Origin of the sequence: Paenibacillus sp. FSL L8-0470 (assembly GCF_038008625.1) — a bacterium.
Classification (GTDB): domain Bacteria; phylum Bacillota; class Bacilli; order Paenibacillales; family Paenibacillaceae; genus Paenibacillus_AQ.
On the sequence record NZ_JBBOZM010000001.1, the window covers coordinates 6,823,143 to 6,837,177 of the forward strand.

At 50.1% G+C, this 14,035-nt stretch carries 16 protein-coding genes; all 16 read right to left on the reverse strand.

All coding sequences use genetic code 11. The annotated features are described in order from the left end of the window. Positions 1-87: 87 nt before the first annotated feature. The 16 genes from NST99_RS31130 to upp all read right to left on the reverse strand — a co-directional run bounded on the left by NST99_RS31130 (position 88) and on the right by upp (position 13,682). Positions 88-828 carry a M23 family metallopeptidase gene (locus NST99_RS31130; protein WP_038597399.1) on the reverse strand — a complete coding sequence of 247 codons (741 nt, stop codon included), beginning with the start codon at positions 826-828 and terminating at the stop codon, positions 88-90. A 61-nt stretch (positions 829-889) separates the two neighbouring features. Further along, entirely contained in the window at positions 890-2,041 is a 1,152-nt protein-coding gene (gene spoIID / locus NST99_RS31135; protein WP_341096807.1) for a stage II sporulation protein D, read from the reverse strand. A gap of 181 nt (positions 2,042-2,222) precedes the next feature. Further along, a complete protein-coding gene (gene murA, locus NST99_RS31140; RefSeq protein WP_341096809.1) occupies positions 2,223-3,599 on the reverse strand; it encodes a UDP-N-acetylglucosamine 1-carboxyvinyltransferase in 1,377 nt (458 codons plus the stop codon). Positions 3,600-3,795: 196 nt separating this feature from the next. Then, positions 3,796-4,053 (reverse strand): DUF1146 family protein, encoded by a 258-nt coding sequence (locus tag NST99_RS31145; protein ID WP_038597407.1) that lies wholly within the window; start codon positions 4,051-4,053, stop codon positions 3,796-3,798. A gap of 196 nt (positions 4,054-4,249) precedes the next feature. Further along, positions 4,250-4,666, reverse strand: a complete 417-nt coding sequence (locus tag NST99_RS31150) for a F0F1 ATP synthase subunit epsilon (protein WP_038597409.1) — start codon at positions 4,664-4,666, stop codon at positions 4,250-4,252. Between the two features lie 65 nt (positions 4,667-4,731). Continuing rightward, complete coding sequence (gene atpD / locus NST99_RS31155; RefSeq protein WP_341096812.1) at positions 4,732-6,129, reverse strand: F0F1 ATP synthase subunit beta; 1,398 nt, start codon at positions 6,127-6,129, stop codon at positions 4,732-4,734. Positions 6,130-6,249: 120 nt separating this feature from the next. Next, positions 6,250-7,116, reverse strand: a complete 867-nt coding sequence (atpG, locus tag NST99_RS31160) for an ATP synthase F1 subunit gamma (RefSeq protein WP_038597413.1) — start codon at positions 7,114-7,116, stop codon at positions 6,250-6,252. Between the two features lie 152 nt (positions 7,117-7,268). Next, on the reverse strand, positions 7,269-8,780 hold the full coding sequence (gene atpA / locus NST99_RS31165) for a F0F1 ATP synthase subunit alpha (protein ID WP_341096814.1): 1,512 nt from the start codon (positions 8,778-8,780) through the stop codon (positions 7,269-7,271). A gap of 11 nt (positions 8,781-8,791) precedes the next feature. Next, positions 8,792-9,343, reverse strand: a complete 552-nt coding sequence (locus NST99_RS31170) for a F0F1 ATP synthase subunit delta (RefSeq protein WP_341096815.1) — start codon at positions 9,341-9,343, stop codon at positions 8,792-8,794. Then, on the reverse strand, positions 9,340-9,828 hold the full coding sequence (gene atpF, locus NST99_RS31175; protein WP_038597421.1) for a F0F1 ATP synthase subunit B: 489 nt from the start codon (positions 9,826-9,828) through the stop codon (positions 9,340-9,342). Before atpF ends, NST99_RS31170 begins: the two co-directional genes overlap by 4 nt. Before the next feature lie 97 nt (positions 9,829-9,925). Next, complete coding sequence (gene atpE, locus NST99_RS31180; protein WP_036699216.1) at positions 9,926-10,138, reverse strand: F0F1 ATP synthase subunit C; 213 nt, start codon at positions 10,136-10,138, stop codon at positions 9,926-9,928. Positions 10,139-10,245: 107 nt separating this feature from the next. Next, positions 10,246-11,013, reverse strand: a complete 768-nt coding sequence (atpB, locus tag NST99_RS31185; protein ID WP_341096819.1) for a F0F1 ATP synthase subunit A — start codon at positions 11,011-11,013, stop codon at positions 10,246-10,248. Between the two features lie 29 nt (positions 11,014-11,042). Next, the gene (locus NST99_RS31190; protein WP_038597428.1) at positions 11,043-11,420 is read right to left on the reverse strand and encodes an ATP synthase subunit I; all 378 of its coding nucleotides are present in this window, start codon (positions 11,418-11,420) and stop codon (positions 11,043-11,045) included. Beyond that, positions 11,413-11,646, reverse strand: a complete 234-nt coding sequence (locus NST99_RS31195; RefSeq protein WP_052092354.1) for an AtpZ/AtpI family protein — start codon at positions 11,644-11,646, stop codon at positions 11,413-11,415. The genes NST99_RS31190 and NST99_RS31195 overlap by 8 nt, the downstream gene beginning before the upstream one ends. 179 nt (positions 11,647-11,825) lie before the next feature. Further along, on the reverse strand, positions 11,826-12,986 hold the full coding sequence (gene wecB, locus NST99_RS31200; protein WP_341096822.1) for a non-hydrolyzing UDP-N-acetylglucosamine 2-epimerase: 1,161 nt from the start codon (positions 12,984-12,986) through the stop codon (positions 11,826-11,828). A 66-nt stretch (positions 12,987-13,052) separates the two neighbouring features. Further along, a complete protein-coding gene (gene upp, locus NST99_RS31205; protein ID WP_341096825.1) occupies positions 13,053-13,682 on the reverse strand; it encodes a uracil phosphoribosyltransferase in 630 nt (209 codons plus the stop codon). Positions 13,683-14,035 lie beyond the last annotated feature (353 nt).

Below are 14,035 nucleotides of genomic sequence, written 5' to 3' on the forward strand. Positions count from 1 at the left end.
AAAACAGCTTACTTCTGTCCTGCTAAGTTTCGCTGGACGTTGCAACAAAAAAACAGGAGGCATTCGCCTCCTGTCTAAAAGTTATGCTTAACGCTGCGGCAGCAGATCCGAAGGATTGACTACCTTGCCATCCTCGTACACTTCAAAGTGCACATGGTTGCCAAGATTTTTCTCAATTTCACTGCGTCCGGCTGTTGCCAGCGTGTCGCCTTGCTTCACTTCATCGCCTTGCTTCACTTTGGTGTCGCCGAGGCTCTGATATACTGTCTTCAGATTGTTCGGATGGGTAATCTCTACAACCTTGCCGAACACTGCAACATCTTCAACCCGTGTTACTTCACCGCTAAGCGCTGCCTTGACATCAAACGTCTTGTTGTCCTCACGTGCGATGTCGATTCCGACATTCGGCACGAAGGTGTCATTGTACTGCACCATAGCCGCTACATGGTTCTCTTCTGTCCCATTCTCGTCATAGAACGGTTTTACCACTTCCACTTCTCCGGGACTGGCTACAGGCCAGGTCAGAGTTTCTGCCGAAGCGACAACTTCCAGAGCCTCAGGGTCGTTTGCTGCACCGGCTTCTTTGCTGGGTTTAGCGGCATCCTGTGAAACGACTGCGTTGGTGTCGGAGTTCAGCGGCTTCTGGCCGGCATCCTGATAGACCCACACCAAGGTTAGTATAATAGCCGCTGCCGCCGTGTAGACTGCCGGGAATACCCACCGTTTGGAGAACAGCCTGTTCCATGAAGAAGGCTTAGCGCCTGAATCTCCCTGCTTGTTTTTGAGAGATTCATCATGGGTTGATTTGTTTTTTTCTTGTTCATTCATATGTTTATCACCTCAGTAACCAGTGTTACCGGGCGCTTCGCTTTTATACGTATCTTTCAAGTTATTTTTTCAGAAGAGTTGAGACTTGAACAAAAGAGACACCGCTGTAATAGTGTTTGAGAATTTGTGTCGCTGTGCTGCCTTCCTTGGCCATGCCGTTAGCTCCCCACTGGCTCATGCCGACTCCGTGTCCATTCCCGTAAGTTGTGATTAGAATCTCGCTGCCCTTTCGCTTCCAGGTAAACTGGCTGGAGCGCAGCCCCAGCTTCTCGCGCACCTCCCGTCCGGTAAATACGGTTCCTCCAATCGAGATTTCCTTGACCCGGTGTCCCGCAGTCAGAGACAGTACTTTCACAGGCATCTGTGCAGAGGAAGAGGAGACCGGCTTCGCCCCTCCGAAAGCTGCAAGATCCTTGGAAGCAGGTAAAACCTTGGCGCTTAACCCCAGCTTGCCTATCAGCTCTGAAATACTAAAGGTATAGGTTACCGCGAGATTCGGTGTAATCTCCTGCTCCCAGGGGCTGGCTACACTGCGCAAATAAGGCACGGCGGCATTCCAGTAGTCTTCCGAATTTTCCGTATAGCCTCCGCTGGAGGCGAAAAAGGAGGCGGTGATCGGCTGCCCCTTATAGGTCATAATGACGCCGCGCGTTTCGCGGACCGCGCGACGGAGTTTGGCCAGCCCGGCGCTTTTGCCGCCGCGCACCCAATCCCGTTCCAGCGCCGCCTGCGAGACGTAAGCCTGATGGCTTACTGTATCGGTCACATCCGCGCCCGGAACGGGCACGCCACTGCTGTCGCCGGCCACCAGGCGGCGCATAATGAACGTGCGGGCGGCCACGGCCTGTGCTTTGAGCGCTTCGAGCTCAAAGTCCGCCGGCATCTCGGCCGCCAGCACGCCGCTGACGTACTCCTCCAGCGGCAGGGTCTCTATTTGTCCGCTCTGCGACAAATAGACATGCACTTCCGGCTGCGGGGCCTCCCTAGCAGCCGTCTCAGGCGGCACAGGCCGTTCCGTGGCCTGTGGCACGGCCTTAGGCGCTGGCTGCCCGCCTCCGCGCAGCGGGACAATCGCCAGCGGCAGCAGCAGCGCCGCCAGCAGCGGCGCTGCGAGCCAGGCGGCCGGGGCCAGCCGCCGGATACGGGGCGCTCCGCGCCGGGTGCGTGCGTAACGGCGTTTGAATTTGCGCCGCAGGTAGTGGAAATCTTTCATCTCTATGGCTCCTTCCGTAAGTCACCGGTGATTCTTATAGATATGAGTTTTCCACAACTGCTAGAACGCTATTCTGAGAGTGAGAGAATCAAATTGCCGTGAAGTTAGCAAAATTCCCAATCGGCAAAAAAAGACCGCACCGCAAATGCGGAGCAGCCTATTTCATTTATATTATTTACGATTATACCCAGGTTGGCTGAATCTGAAAGCGCGGCTTCAGTTCATCGCTTTTGTACGATTCGCTTTTGGCAGCTTCCGGTTTGGCAATTTCTTCTTTGGATGCCGCTACAGCCGGCTCTTCCATGGAAATCCGCCAAATGTCTGCACCAAGTCCCGACAGCTTCTCAGCCAGATTCACATACCCGCGGTCAATGTGATGCGTACCGCTCACTTCCGTAGTCCCTTCGGCAACAAGTCCCGCCAAAATAAGCGCAGCGCCTGCACGCAGGTCCGTAGCGCACACTTTAGCGCCGACAAGCTGAGCGTTGCCGGTCACAATCGCCGAACGGCCCTCAATCTTGATCTCGGCGTTCATGTTGTGGAATTCATCTACATGCATAAACCGGTTCTCGAAAACAGTCTCTGTTACGACACTGGTACCTACGGAGCGAAGCAGCAGCGCCATCATTTGCGACTGCATATCGGTAGGGAAACCCGGATACGGCAATGTCTTCAGATCAACAGCCTTCAGTGGTTTATCGCTGATGACGCGCACGCCATTCTCATCAGGAATGATCGTAACGCCCATTTCCTCCATCTTGGCAATAACAGGTCCGAGATGATCGGCAATCGCACCTTCAACGTATACATCCCCGCCCGTGATCGCTGCAGCTGCCATGTAGGTACCTGCTTCAATCCGGTCAGGAATCACATGATGTTTTACGCCGTGAAGCCGTTCTACGCCCTCAATACGAATGACGCCGGTCCCAGCTCCACGTACAATGCCGCCCATTCCGTTCAGGTAGTTGGCCAAATCAACAATTTCCGGCTCTTTCGCGGCATTCTCAATCACAGTCACGCCTTCGGCGAGTGCTGCGGCCATCATTATATTTTCAGTCGCACCCACGCTGGCCACATCCAGATACACCTTGGCTCCACGCAGTCGACCGTTTGATTTCGCTTCAATGTAGCCTTGGCCCAAGCTAATCTCGGCACCAAGCGCTTCAAATCCCTTCAGATGCTGGTCAATCGGCCTTGTACCGATGGCACAGCCGCCGGGCAGAGAAATGCGTGTATGACCCATACGGGACAATAAAGGGCCCATTACCAAAAAAGAAGCCCGCATTTTCCGCACCCATTCATAAGGCGCTTCACAGGAAGTGATGCTTCTAGCATCAACCTCGATGATATCGTTCTGGTATGTAACACCTGCACCCAGAGATTCCAGCACTTTGCTGATAGTCATTACATCGTCTAGCGGAGGTGCGTCCACAATGACGCTAACTCCTTCTTCTGCCAATAGAGAGGCGGCTATGATCGGTAGTACGGAATTTTTTGCGCCGCTTACTTTCACGCTCCCGGTCAATCTGTTGCCACCGCGGACGATAAATTTGCTCATTTCGGTTTCCCTCCGCGTCCATATTTCTGAAATAATTTTGAATTTAAGATTCATTTGTTAAATACCGGATATTCCGTCTGTGCGCCCGATGTGCGGGCACGTTCCTTAAACTTCAGTGTTGACATAATAAAACCTTATTATTCGACACCTTTTTCGCATCCATAGACCTATACAGATATAACCAAACCCACTTGCATTAAAACACATTGCGAAGCAGCCCGCTCCAGCCCAGGTAATCCAGCAGAAACCCAGCCACGAAATGACCGAGGACGATAGCCAGCAACAGATGGAGCAGTCTTCCTTGAGGGCTCTTGGGATATCTTATGACCAAATCGAGCTTAAGGTTCTGAAGTGCCCACCAAGATAATACGACACAGAGCAAAGAAACGATCATTGAAACCAAACCGCTGGTACCGATCGCGCTGGATAAATCATCGTAGATCATTTGTTCCATGTTACCTCCCGTGTGAATGTTACTTGGAAATCGACTCTTATATCATACTTGCGCAGATGAAAAGAATCCAGTACTTTTACGAATTTTTAAACATTTCGCCCATTAAGCCCCAGGTTCATGACAATATGTTCATTTCTTACAGGTTTTTTATTCCAAAAAAAATGCAGCCAAGCTATAGGCTTGACTGCATTTGGTGCTACTGTTGTCCTTTTCCGGTGGACACTTTAATCCGTGTAACGGCGCGTTGCAGCGCCAGCTCCGCACGGCGGTGATCAATCTCATCCTGTTTGCTGCGGGTCTGAAGACGGCGTTGGGCCCGTTCTTTAGCCGCTTCGGCGCGTTCAACATCGATATCCTTAGGCAGCTCGGCACTTTCAGCCAGAACTGTCACCTTGTCTTTATGCACTTCTACGAACCCGCCATGAACGGCGATAGTGACGGAAACACCGTCCGATTTTACAGTGAGCGGAGCAACCTGAAGTGGAGTCACAAGCGGAATGTGTCCCGGCAAAATGCCCAGCTCGCCATTGACTCCCCGTACTGTCAGGCTGTTAACCTGTTTGGAGTAGACAAGACGCTCCGGCGTGACAATTTCCAACAAAAAGGTATTCACTTCCATTCCTCCTCAAAGCTTTACCCAGTAAAGCTCGCATCGAAAGCATGATCTAAAGCTCAGAATTACATGGATTTCGCTTTTTCGACCGCTTCTTCAATCGTACCTACAAACAGGAAAGCTGCCTCCGGAAGATCATCGTGCTTGCCTTCCAGAATCTCTTTGAAACTGCGAACAGTTTCTTTGATTGGCACATATTTGCCTTTAAAGCCGGTAAACTGCTCTGCCACGTGGAAAGGCTGGGACAGGAAGCGTTCAACTTTACGGGCACGGGCTACAATAACCTTGTCTTCCTCACTCAGCTCATCCATCCCCAGGATGGCAATGATGTCCTGAAGCTCGGTGTAGCGCTGCAGCAATTGCTTAACGCCTTGTGCGACGTTGTAATGCTCTTCGCCGACAATTTCGGGAGCCAGCATACGCGAACTGGAAGCCAGTGGATCCACCGCAGGGAAAATCCCCTTCTCGGAGATTTTACGCTCCAGGTTGGTCGTTGCATCCAAGTGGGCAAATGCCGTTGCCGGAGCCGGGTCAGTGTAATCGTCCGCCGGTACGTAGATCGCTTGAATGGAGGTAACGGAGCCTTTTTTGGTGGAAGTGATGCGCTCCTGCAATTGGCCCATTTCTGTTGCCAGCGTTGGCTGGTAACCTACCGCTGAAGGCATACGGCCGAGCAGTGCCGATACTTCGGAACCTGCTTGGGTAAAGCGGAATATATTATCGATAAAGAGCAACGTATCGCGGCCTTCCACATCACGGAAATACTCCGCCATGGTCAGACCGGTCAAGGCTACACGAAGACGTGCGCCCGGCGGCTCATTCATTTGTCCAAACACCATGGCCGTCTTCTTGATAACGCCAGAGTCGGTCATTTCATGATAAAGGTCATTACCTTCACGGGTCCGTTCACCAACACCGGCAAATACAGAAATACCGCCGTGCTCTTGAGCGATGTTGTTGATCAGTTCCTGGATAGTTACCGTTTTACCTACACCGGCACCGCCGAAGAGGCCGATTTTACCGCCTTTGGCGTATGGGGCCAGCAGGTCGATAACCTTGATCCCGGTTTCCAGAATTTCCGCTTGGGTCGACAGTTCATCATAAGTCGGGGCAAGACGGTGAATCGGATTCTTCTCTGCGACAACCTCAGCACCGTTATCAATAGGGTTGCCAAGTACATTAAATACCCGGCCGAGTGTAGCTGCGCCAACGGGAACCGAAATCGGTTCACCCTGGTCAATCGCGTCCAATCCGCGAACCAGACCGTCCGTGGACGACATGGCGATACAACGGACCAGATTGTCACCCAGGTGATTGGAAACTTCAAGCGTCAGATCAATAATGCGGCCGTTCTCCAAGCTGGTTTCAATCTTGATAGCGTTGAAAATCTTGGGCAACTGGCCGCGTTCGAATTCAATATCAACAACCGGACCCATAATGCTTACAACGCGTCCTTTGTTCATCTTCATTTCCCTCCTCGAAAGCTGTTACATTGAGAAGAAACGGCAGTGCTGTTTTCAGGAGACTATGCCCCTGAAGCGAGCGGTACGTTGTATCGCTCTACGGCACCCGTTTCTTATAGATCAAGACTGCGCATTTGCTCCGGCAACGATCTCAGTAATTTCCTGCGTAATCGCGGCCTGACGGGCACGGTTGTACGTAAGTCTAAGGTCTCCGATCATTTTCGACGCGTTCTTAGTGGCACTGCCCATCGCTGTCATCTTCGCACCCAGCTCACTGGCTTTACCGTCCAGAATTGCGCTATAAATCAAAGTTTCGGCATATTTCGGAAGCAGCACTTGCAGTACGCCTTCCGGGGATGGTTCGTATTCATAGGCTGCACTTGCGCCTGTGTGCTCCTCACCCACTGCATCCATTGGGAGCAGACGGTCAACGGTTGGCACTTGGCTGATGGCATTCACAAACCGGTTATAGCAGATATAAAGCTCATCATATACACCTGTCTCAAACTGCTGAACCGCCGAGTAGGCGATCGACTTAATATCAGAGAATTTCGGTGTATCGGACAGCTCGGTAACTTCCTCTACAATCGGGTATTCACGGCGCCGCAAGAAATCACGGCCCTTACGGCCGATGACGAAAAGCGCATATTCGTCCTTGGAACTATGCCGCTCTGCCAGAAGCATCGTCACTTTACGCAGGATATTGGCATTGTATCCACCCGCGAGACCTCTATCGGAAGTAACAATAATATAGGCGGTCTTCTTCACGGGACGGCTGACCAGCATCGGATGCTGCAAGTCCTGTGTACCGGCAGCAATACTCGATACGACCTCTTTCAGCTTCTGTGAGTACGGACGGGCAGCTTCCGCTTTCTCCTGCGCTTTGCGCAGCTTGGAGGCGGCTACCATCTCCATTGCTTTAGTGATCTGTCTGGTGTTTTGAACGCTCTTGATTTGACGTTTAATATCACGCATACTTCTTGCCATGATTTCACCACCTTAAAGCTTTGACGAAGTCAAAGCTGACCTCGTAAGCATAACTGAGCTTTGAAGAAGTCAAAGCTAACTTCGTAAGCATATATCAGAGCTTCGGCAGAGCCAAAGCCCGTTTCAAAGCATGGGTAGACAGTTATTTGCGATTAGCTGGTCGCGAAGCCTCTTTTGAACTTCTCGATCGCTTCTTTCAGTGCTGTCTCGTTGTCTGCCGTCAAATCCTTCGTATCAGTGATGGATTTGATAATGCCGGCAGCGCTGCTCTCGACGAACGCCAGGAATTCCTTCTCGAAGCGTTTTACGTCTTTAACAGGAATATCATCCAGGTGGCCTTTAACAGCGGTATACAAGCTGAGCACCTGATGCTCAACAGACAACGGCTGGTTTACGCCCTGTTTCAGAATCTCCATCATACGGGCACCACGGTTCAGACGGGCTTGCGTAGACTTATCGAGATCGGAACCAAACTGGGAGAATGCCTGAAGTTCGCGGTATTGGGCCAGATCCAGACGGAGTGAGCCGGCAACCTTCTTCATAGCTTTGATCTGCGCTGATCCCCCTACACGGGATACAGAGATACCGACGTTGATCGCCGGACGCTGACCGGAGTTGAACAGGTCAGATTCAAGGAAGATTTGGCCGTCTGTAATCGAAATTACATTCGTAGGAATGTAGGCCGAAACGTCAGAGGCTTGAGTTTCAATGAAAGGCAGTGCGGTTAATGAACCACCACCCAGCTCATCGCTGAGCTTAGCCGCACGTTCCAAAAGACGGGAGTGCAGATAGAAAACGTCACCCGGGAATGCTTCGCGGCCTGGTGGACGACGGAGCAGCAGGGACAATTCGCGGTAAGCGGAGGCTTGCTTCGAAAGGTCATCATAAATGACAAGGACATGCTCACCTTTGTACATGAAGTACTCGCCCATTGCACAACCTGAGTATGGAGCGATATACAGCAGTGGGGACGGCTCGGAGGCCGACGCAGTTACAATAATTGTATACTCCAAAGCACCATGGCGGCGGAGTGTTTCTACAACCTGCGCCACTGTGGATTGTTTTTGACCAATGGCAACATAGATACATTTCATACCGTTGCCCTTTTGGTTGATGATTGCATCAATTGCTATAGCTGTTTTACCGGTTTGACGGTCACCAATGATGAGCTCGCGTTGTCCGCGGCCAATCGGCACCATCGCGTCAATCGCTTTAAGACCGGTCTGCATCGGTTCATGAACAGATTTACGGTCGATAACACCCGGCGCATTGTTCTCTACCGGACGGAATTCTGTCGTATCAATCGGACCTTTGCCGTCCAGCGGCTGGCCGAGGGCATTCACTACACGTCCCAGAAGGGCTTCGCCCACCGGTACCTGCATAATTTGTCCCGTACGTTTAACTTGATCGCCTTCACGAATCTCCGTATACTCACCCAGAATAACAACACCGACGTTGCTTTCTTCCAGATTGAGCGCCATGCCCACTACTCCGTTGGAGAACTCCAGCAACTCGCCTGCCATTGCGTTTTCCAGACCGTAGACACGGGCGATACCGTCTCCGACTTGAATGACGGTGCCAATTTCGGCCACTTCGATATCGGCTTTATATTGCTCAATTTGACTTTTGATCAAAGTGCTGATCTCTTCAGGTCTGATGCCCAATATCCTCACCCCTATCTTCTATGCTTATCGTTAAAAGATTTCTCGAGACGCTCCAGTTTGCCGGACAAGCTGCCGTCATACAGCGTATCGCCGATTACGACCTTAAGTCCGCCCAGCAGGCCCTTGTCCACGAGATTCGTAACACGAATCTTGCGTTTAGTAAGCTCGCTGAATTCTGCGGCCACAGTATCCTGCTCATCTTGACTAAGCGCATAAGCAGAGTACACAGTAGCATCGCCGATACCGAGGGCGTCTCCTTCAATTTTGATGTATGTTTCCAGCAGCTCAGCAAAAATATCGGTTCTGCCCCGCTCAACCAGCAATTCCACCATGTTCATCACCGTTGGAGAGAGCTTATCCTGAAATGCTGTGCGAAGCACCTTCAGCTTGTCGGACTTTGAGATGCGCGGTGCATGAATGAACCGTTTCACCTCTTGATCGAGATGCAGTACCTCGACTACTGTCTTCAGCTGTTCTTCCACTTCAAGCGTAATGCCTTTCTCCACCGCTGCACCGTACAATGCTCTGGCGTAGCGCCCAGCAACTACCGTATCGCGGCTCATGAGCGGCCTCCTACCTCTTTGAGGTATTGATCGACAAGCTGTTCCTGCTCGCCGTCAGCCTTGACTTCTTTTTCAAGCAGCTTGGAAGCAATGCGGACCGAAGCCGTTCCAAGCTCGCTGCGCAGGGCTTCCACAGCCTTGTTCTTTTCGTTGGAAATATCGCGGACAGCCTCGTCCTTAAGACGTGCAGCCTCAGCTTTAGCTTGATCCATAAGCCGGTCTGCCTGATTGCTGCTTGTGGCCTGGGATTGTTGAATGATCTGTTGTGCCTCTTGACGTGCCTGCTGCAGAGCCTGCTTCTGTTCTTCTACATAAGCGACCGCCTGCTCTCTGGTCTTAGCTGCTTCATCCATCTGCTGCATCACCAGTTCACGGCGTTTCTCCATAACTGCGAATAATTTGCTGAATGCAAATTTACTGAGCAGGAAGTAGAGAATTACAAATGCGGCAATTGAAAAAACTATATTCGTCCAAACTATAGTCACTGTGGTCACTCCTTTCCGTTACCGCGGTGTGCGGACATATACAAAAGTAAGGCGCGGATGGCACTTGCCCTCCCCGCCAAACCGTAAGAACGGTTTATTAAGTAAACATGATCAGGAATGCAATAACTGTTGCGGCGAGCGGAATTACTTCGACGATACCTACACCGATAAACATTGTTGTCTGCAGTGCGTTACGTGCTTCCGGTTGACGAGCGATGGATTCTACCGTTTTGCTGACGATCATACCGTTACCAAGACCTGCACCGAGTGCGCCCAAACCAACCGCGATTGCTGCTGCCAAAAATTCCATTTGTAAATATCCTCCTTTAATTTTGAATCATTTAGTATTTGTTTAATGATATAAAAATCTCCCGCGAAGAGTACTCCGGCGTCTGCCGCTTTCCTCACGGCAGTTCATTAATGTGCTTCTTCCTCGTGGATCGTCATCTGCGCGATGTACACCATCGTCAGAATCGTAAAGATAAACGCCTGAAGCGCTCCTACAAAGATACTGAAGCCTTGCCAGATTGCCAAGAATGGAATACTGAGGAATCCCAGCTTCAGAATAACCGTAATCAAAACCTCACCGGCAAAAATGTTGGCAAATAGACGGATGGCAAGCGCCACCGGCTTCGCCAGGTTCTCAATAATGTTCAGCGGCAAGAAAATTGGAAACGGCTCAATGTAGTGTTTGAAATAATGTTTACCATTCAGCTTAACGCCCAGGTAGTTCATCAATACAAACACGATGATCGCCAGCCCTGCGGTAACATTGATATCGGCAGTCGGCGATTTATACCACAAGATCTCCACATGCTCGCCATGCGCCAAGTTTTTGGTCGCTTCGATAACATGTCCGAAAATCTTAACCGGCTCATGGGCTTCAGTGATGAAGGAAAACGGCAGACCCAGGAGATTGGAGACAAAGATAAACAATATCAGCGTCAATCCCAGTGAAATGTAAGGTTTACCTTTCTTCAGGTCCATGGCACTGCTGATGACTCCCTGTACAAATTCCACCACCCACTCCATAAAGTTCTGAAGTTTGGACGGATTCTCAACGGACAGGTTGCGGACAGACATCATTACCAATATGAACACTACCAGCGAACTGATTAAAAGCATCAGAACAGCGGATAAATCAATCGGTATTCCGCCGAAATAGATTAATGGCATTTCATGCATAGTATCATCCCCCTTTCTCTTTAATCTGGCTACAGCTTATTCCTAATACCTAAATATATCCCCACAGGAATAGAGAGAAGCTGGGGAATGAACAGGCCGGCAATGGTTGCCTCCAGCGAGAAATGCTCGATCTTGACCGAGAACATGGTGACCAGAATCGCAAAACAGATCCGTGTAAGAAAACCAAGGCTGAATGCCTTCCCCTCGTGGTTTGCAGCCGACTTTGTTACCCGCCTTACTTTGGCGGCAAGATAACGAAAGTTGACCAATCCCGCTAACAAACCAAGCGCCATTCCCAGTGTCACGGTACGGGTCTCATGATGCAGTGCCCATCCCATTAACAATCCGGACATCACAACGAGAGTAATCCTGGTAACGGAATTGATCATGGGAGTCATATTATCCATTTTGCTCCCCCAGAAATTTTTTGATTAGCAGGACGACGTTAACGATCCCGAGAAGCATCCCGGTGATTGTACCGATGGCCAGCCAGGATTTGGGGCCGTCCATCTGGTTCTGCAGCCATCTTGCCGCAAAAAAACCTATAATAATGTAAGCGGCAAGCAAAGTGCCTGCACTTCCGATGACTAAAGCGGTCCGTCCCAGTCCGGCTTCGTCCTTTTGTTCCTTCATAGGCTACAATCCCAACTAATTTTACTGAATATCCAGACTCTTTGTCAATTCATTGAAAATTGCTCAAAAGTGCTTGAAAACATGAAAATAATCACAGCAAAGCCTACCAAAACCATATAAACCGTACAGTTTCACTGTATGCTGTTTTTATTCACTTTAGTATATTAGTCGTTGTGCCTTTAATTTTTAGTTGTGAACATTCTGTGAAATTCCTCAGGACGCTCTTCAACGGCTCCAAAATGGTGCAAAATCGCATTGACAATTCTCTCGGAGGCTTTGCCGTCTCCATACGGGTTGGCGGCCCGGCTCATCGACTGATACAGATTCTGATCGGTCAAAAGAGCATGTGTCCGTTGATACACCTTCTCCTCGTCCGTTCCCACAAGCTCCAATGTTCCGGCTTCGATCCCTTCCGGGCGCTCGGTTGTATCACGCAGCACAAGCACAGGAACTCCAAAGGAGGGAGCTTCCTCCTGCAGGCCGCCGGAGTCGGTCAAAATCAGGTGGGTATGCGGATAAAAATTATGCAGATCAACGACATCCAGCGGATCAATCAGCTTAATTCTCGGGTGTCCGCCCAGTATCTCATGCGCTGGTTCCTTGACTGCCGGACTCGGATGCACGGGATAAACAATGGCTACATCTTCAAATTCATCAGCGATTCTTTTGACAGCACGGAAAATATGACGGTGCGGTTCGCCTTGAGATTCTCTGCGGTGCGCCGTCATTAAAATTAGTCTTTTTCCTGAAGCAAAATCCAGTACAGGATGCCGGTAGTCCGGCTGTACGGTATATTGAAACACATCGGTTACTGTATTGCCTGTGATATAAATGCTTGACTCTTTTTTGTTCTCGTGTCTCAAATTGCCTGCCGACAAATCTGTCGGAGCAAAGTGCAGATCTGCGAGGACTCCCGTGAGCTGGCGGTTCATTTCCTCAGGATACGGGGACAATTTATTCCAGGTCCGAAGTCCCGCCTCAACATGTCCTACTTGAATCTGCTGCAGGAAAGAGGCATAACTGGCCAGGAAAGTCGTCAATGTATCTCCATGCACCAGCACGAGATCAGGTTTGGCCTCACGCAGTACAGGTTCAAGCCCTTCCAGCACCCGAATGGTGATTTCATTCAACGTCTGGCGGTCCTTCATCACATCCAGATCGTAGTCAGGAGTGATTTTAAAGACCTCCAGCACCTGATCCAGCAGCTCACGGTGCTGCGCGGTCACACATACAACAGACTCGATGTGCTCGGGATGCCTGTTCAGTTCCAGGACCAGAGGCGCCATCTTAATCGCCTCGGGGCGCACTCCGAAAATCGTCATTACTTTAATTTTGGACATAACCCCCACCCTCTCTTCTAAAATAGATGCTTGTTTTACATTTATTCTATATTACTTCTCTAGAGATTATTTGGTTCCATATAACCGGTCTCCGGCATCGCCAAGCCCCGGAATGATATATCCGTGTTCATTCAGATGGTCATCCAGTGCTGCCACATAGATATCCACATCAGGATGGGCTGCTTGTACAGCGGCGACACCTTCAGGGGCGGCAATCAGATTCATCATCTTAATTTGGGTACAGCCGCGGTTCTTCAAAGAAGTGATTGCTGCAATTGCAGAGCCGCCTGTTGCCAGCATCGGGTCGATAACAATTAATTCCCGTTCCTGAACATCCGTAGGAAGCTTAATGTAATATTCGACAGGCTGAAGGGTTTCCGGATCACGGAACAAGCCGACATGTCCTACTTTAGCTGCCGGAAGCAGCTTCAGAACGCCCTCAAGCATTCCCAGGCCGGCCCGCAGAATCGGTATCAAGCCCAGCATTCTTCCTGAGATAACCTTGCCCTGTGTTTCGGCCACCGGCGTCTGCACAGTAATTGTCTCCAGCGGAATATCCCGCGTGATTTCGTAAGCCATCAGTGTAGCAACTTCATCGACATGCTCTCTGAATTCTTTCGTGTTGGTCCGCACATCGCGAATAAATGTTAGTTTGTGCTGAATCAAAGGATGATCGCAAATCACCAATTTTCCCATTTCTGTCCCTCCGGTAATTGTGAGTCTTGTTCGCCATAGAAAGCGCTTTTGCTTCTTCCGTGGCTAAATCCTGTCTATTATATCATCACCGGAGGCTCTTTTCACCTACGATGACTGAGTCCTTTTCATGGAAGCATAAACAAAGGCGAGCTATTCTTTCCAGTACAGTCAGGAAAATACGGGGTGCTTTGGAAATAGAGTGCGCTTTAGTTTATTCTATTTGCTGCATTTAATACTATTCACATTTTTTTCACTTATTTTGTTGAAAACTCCATGAACTTTCATGAATATTTCATGACGACATCAGACTGTTTTCAATTCTAAGATGTGAACATTATGTCACATGAGGATTT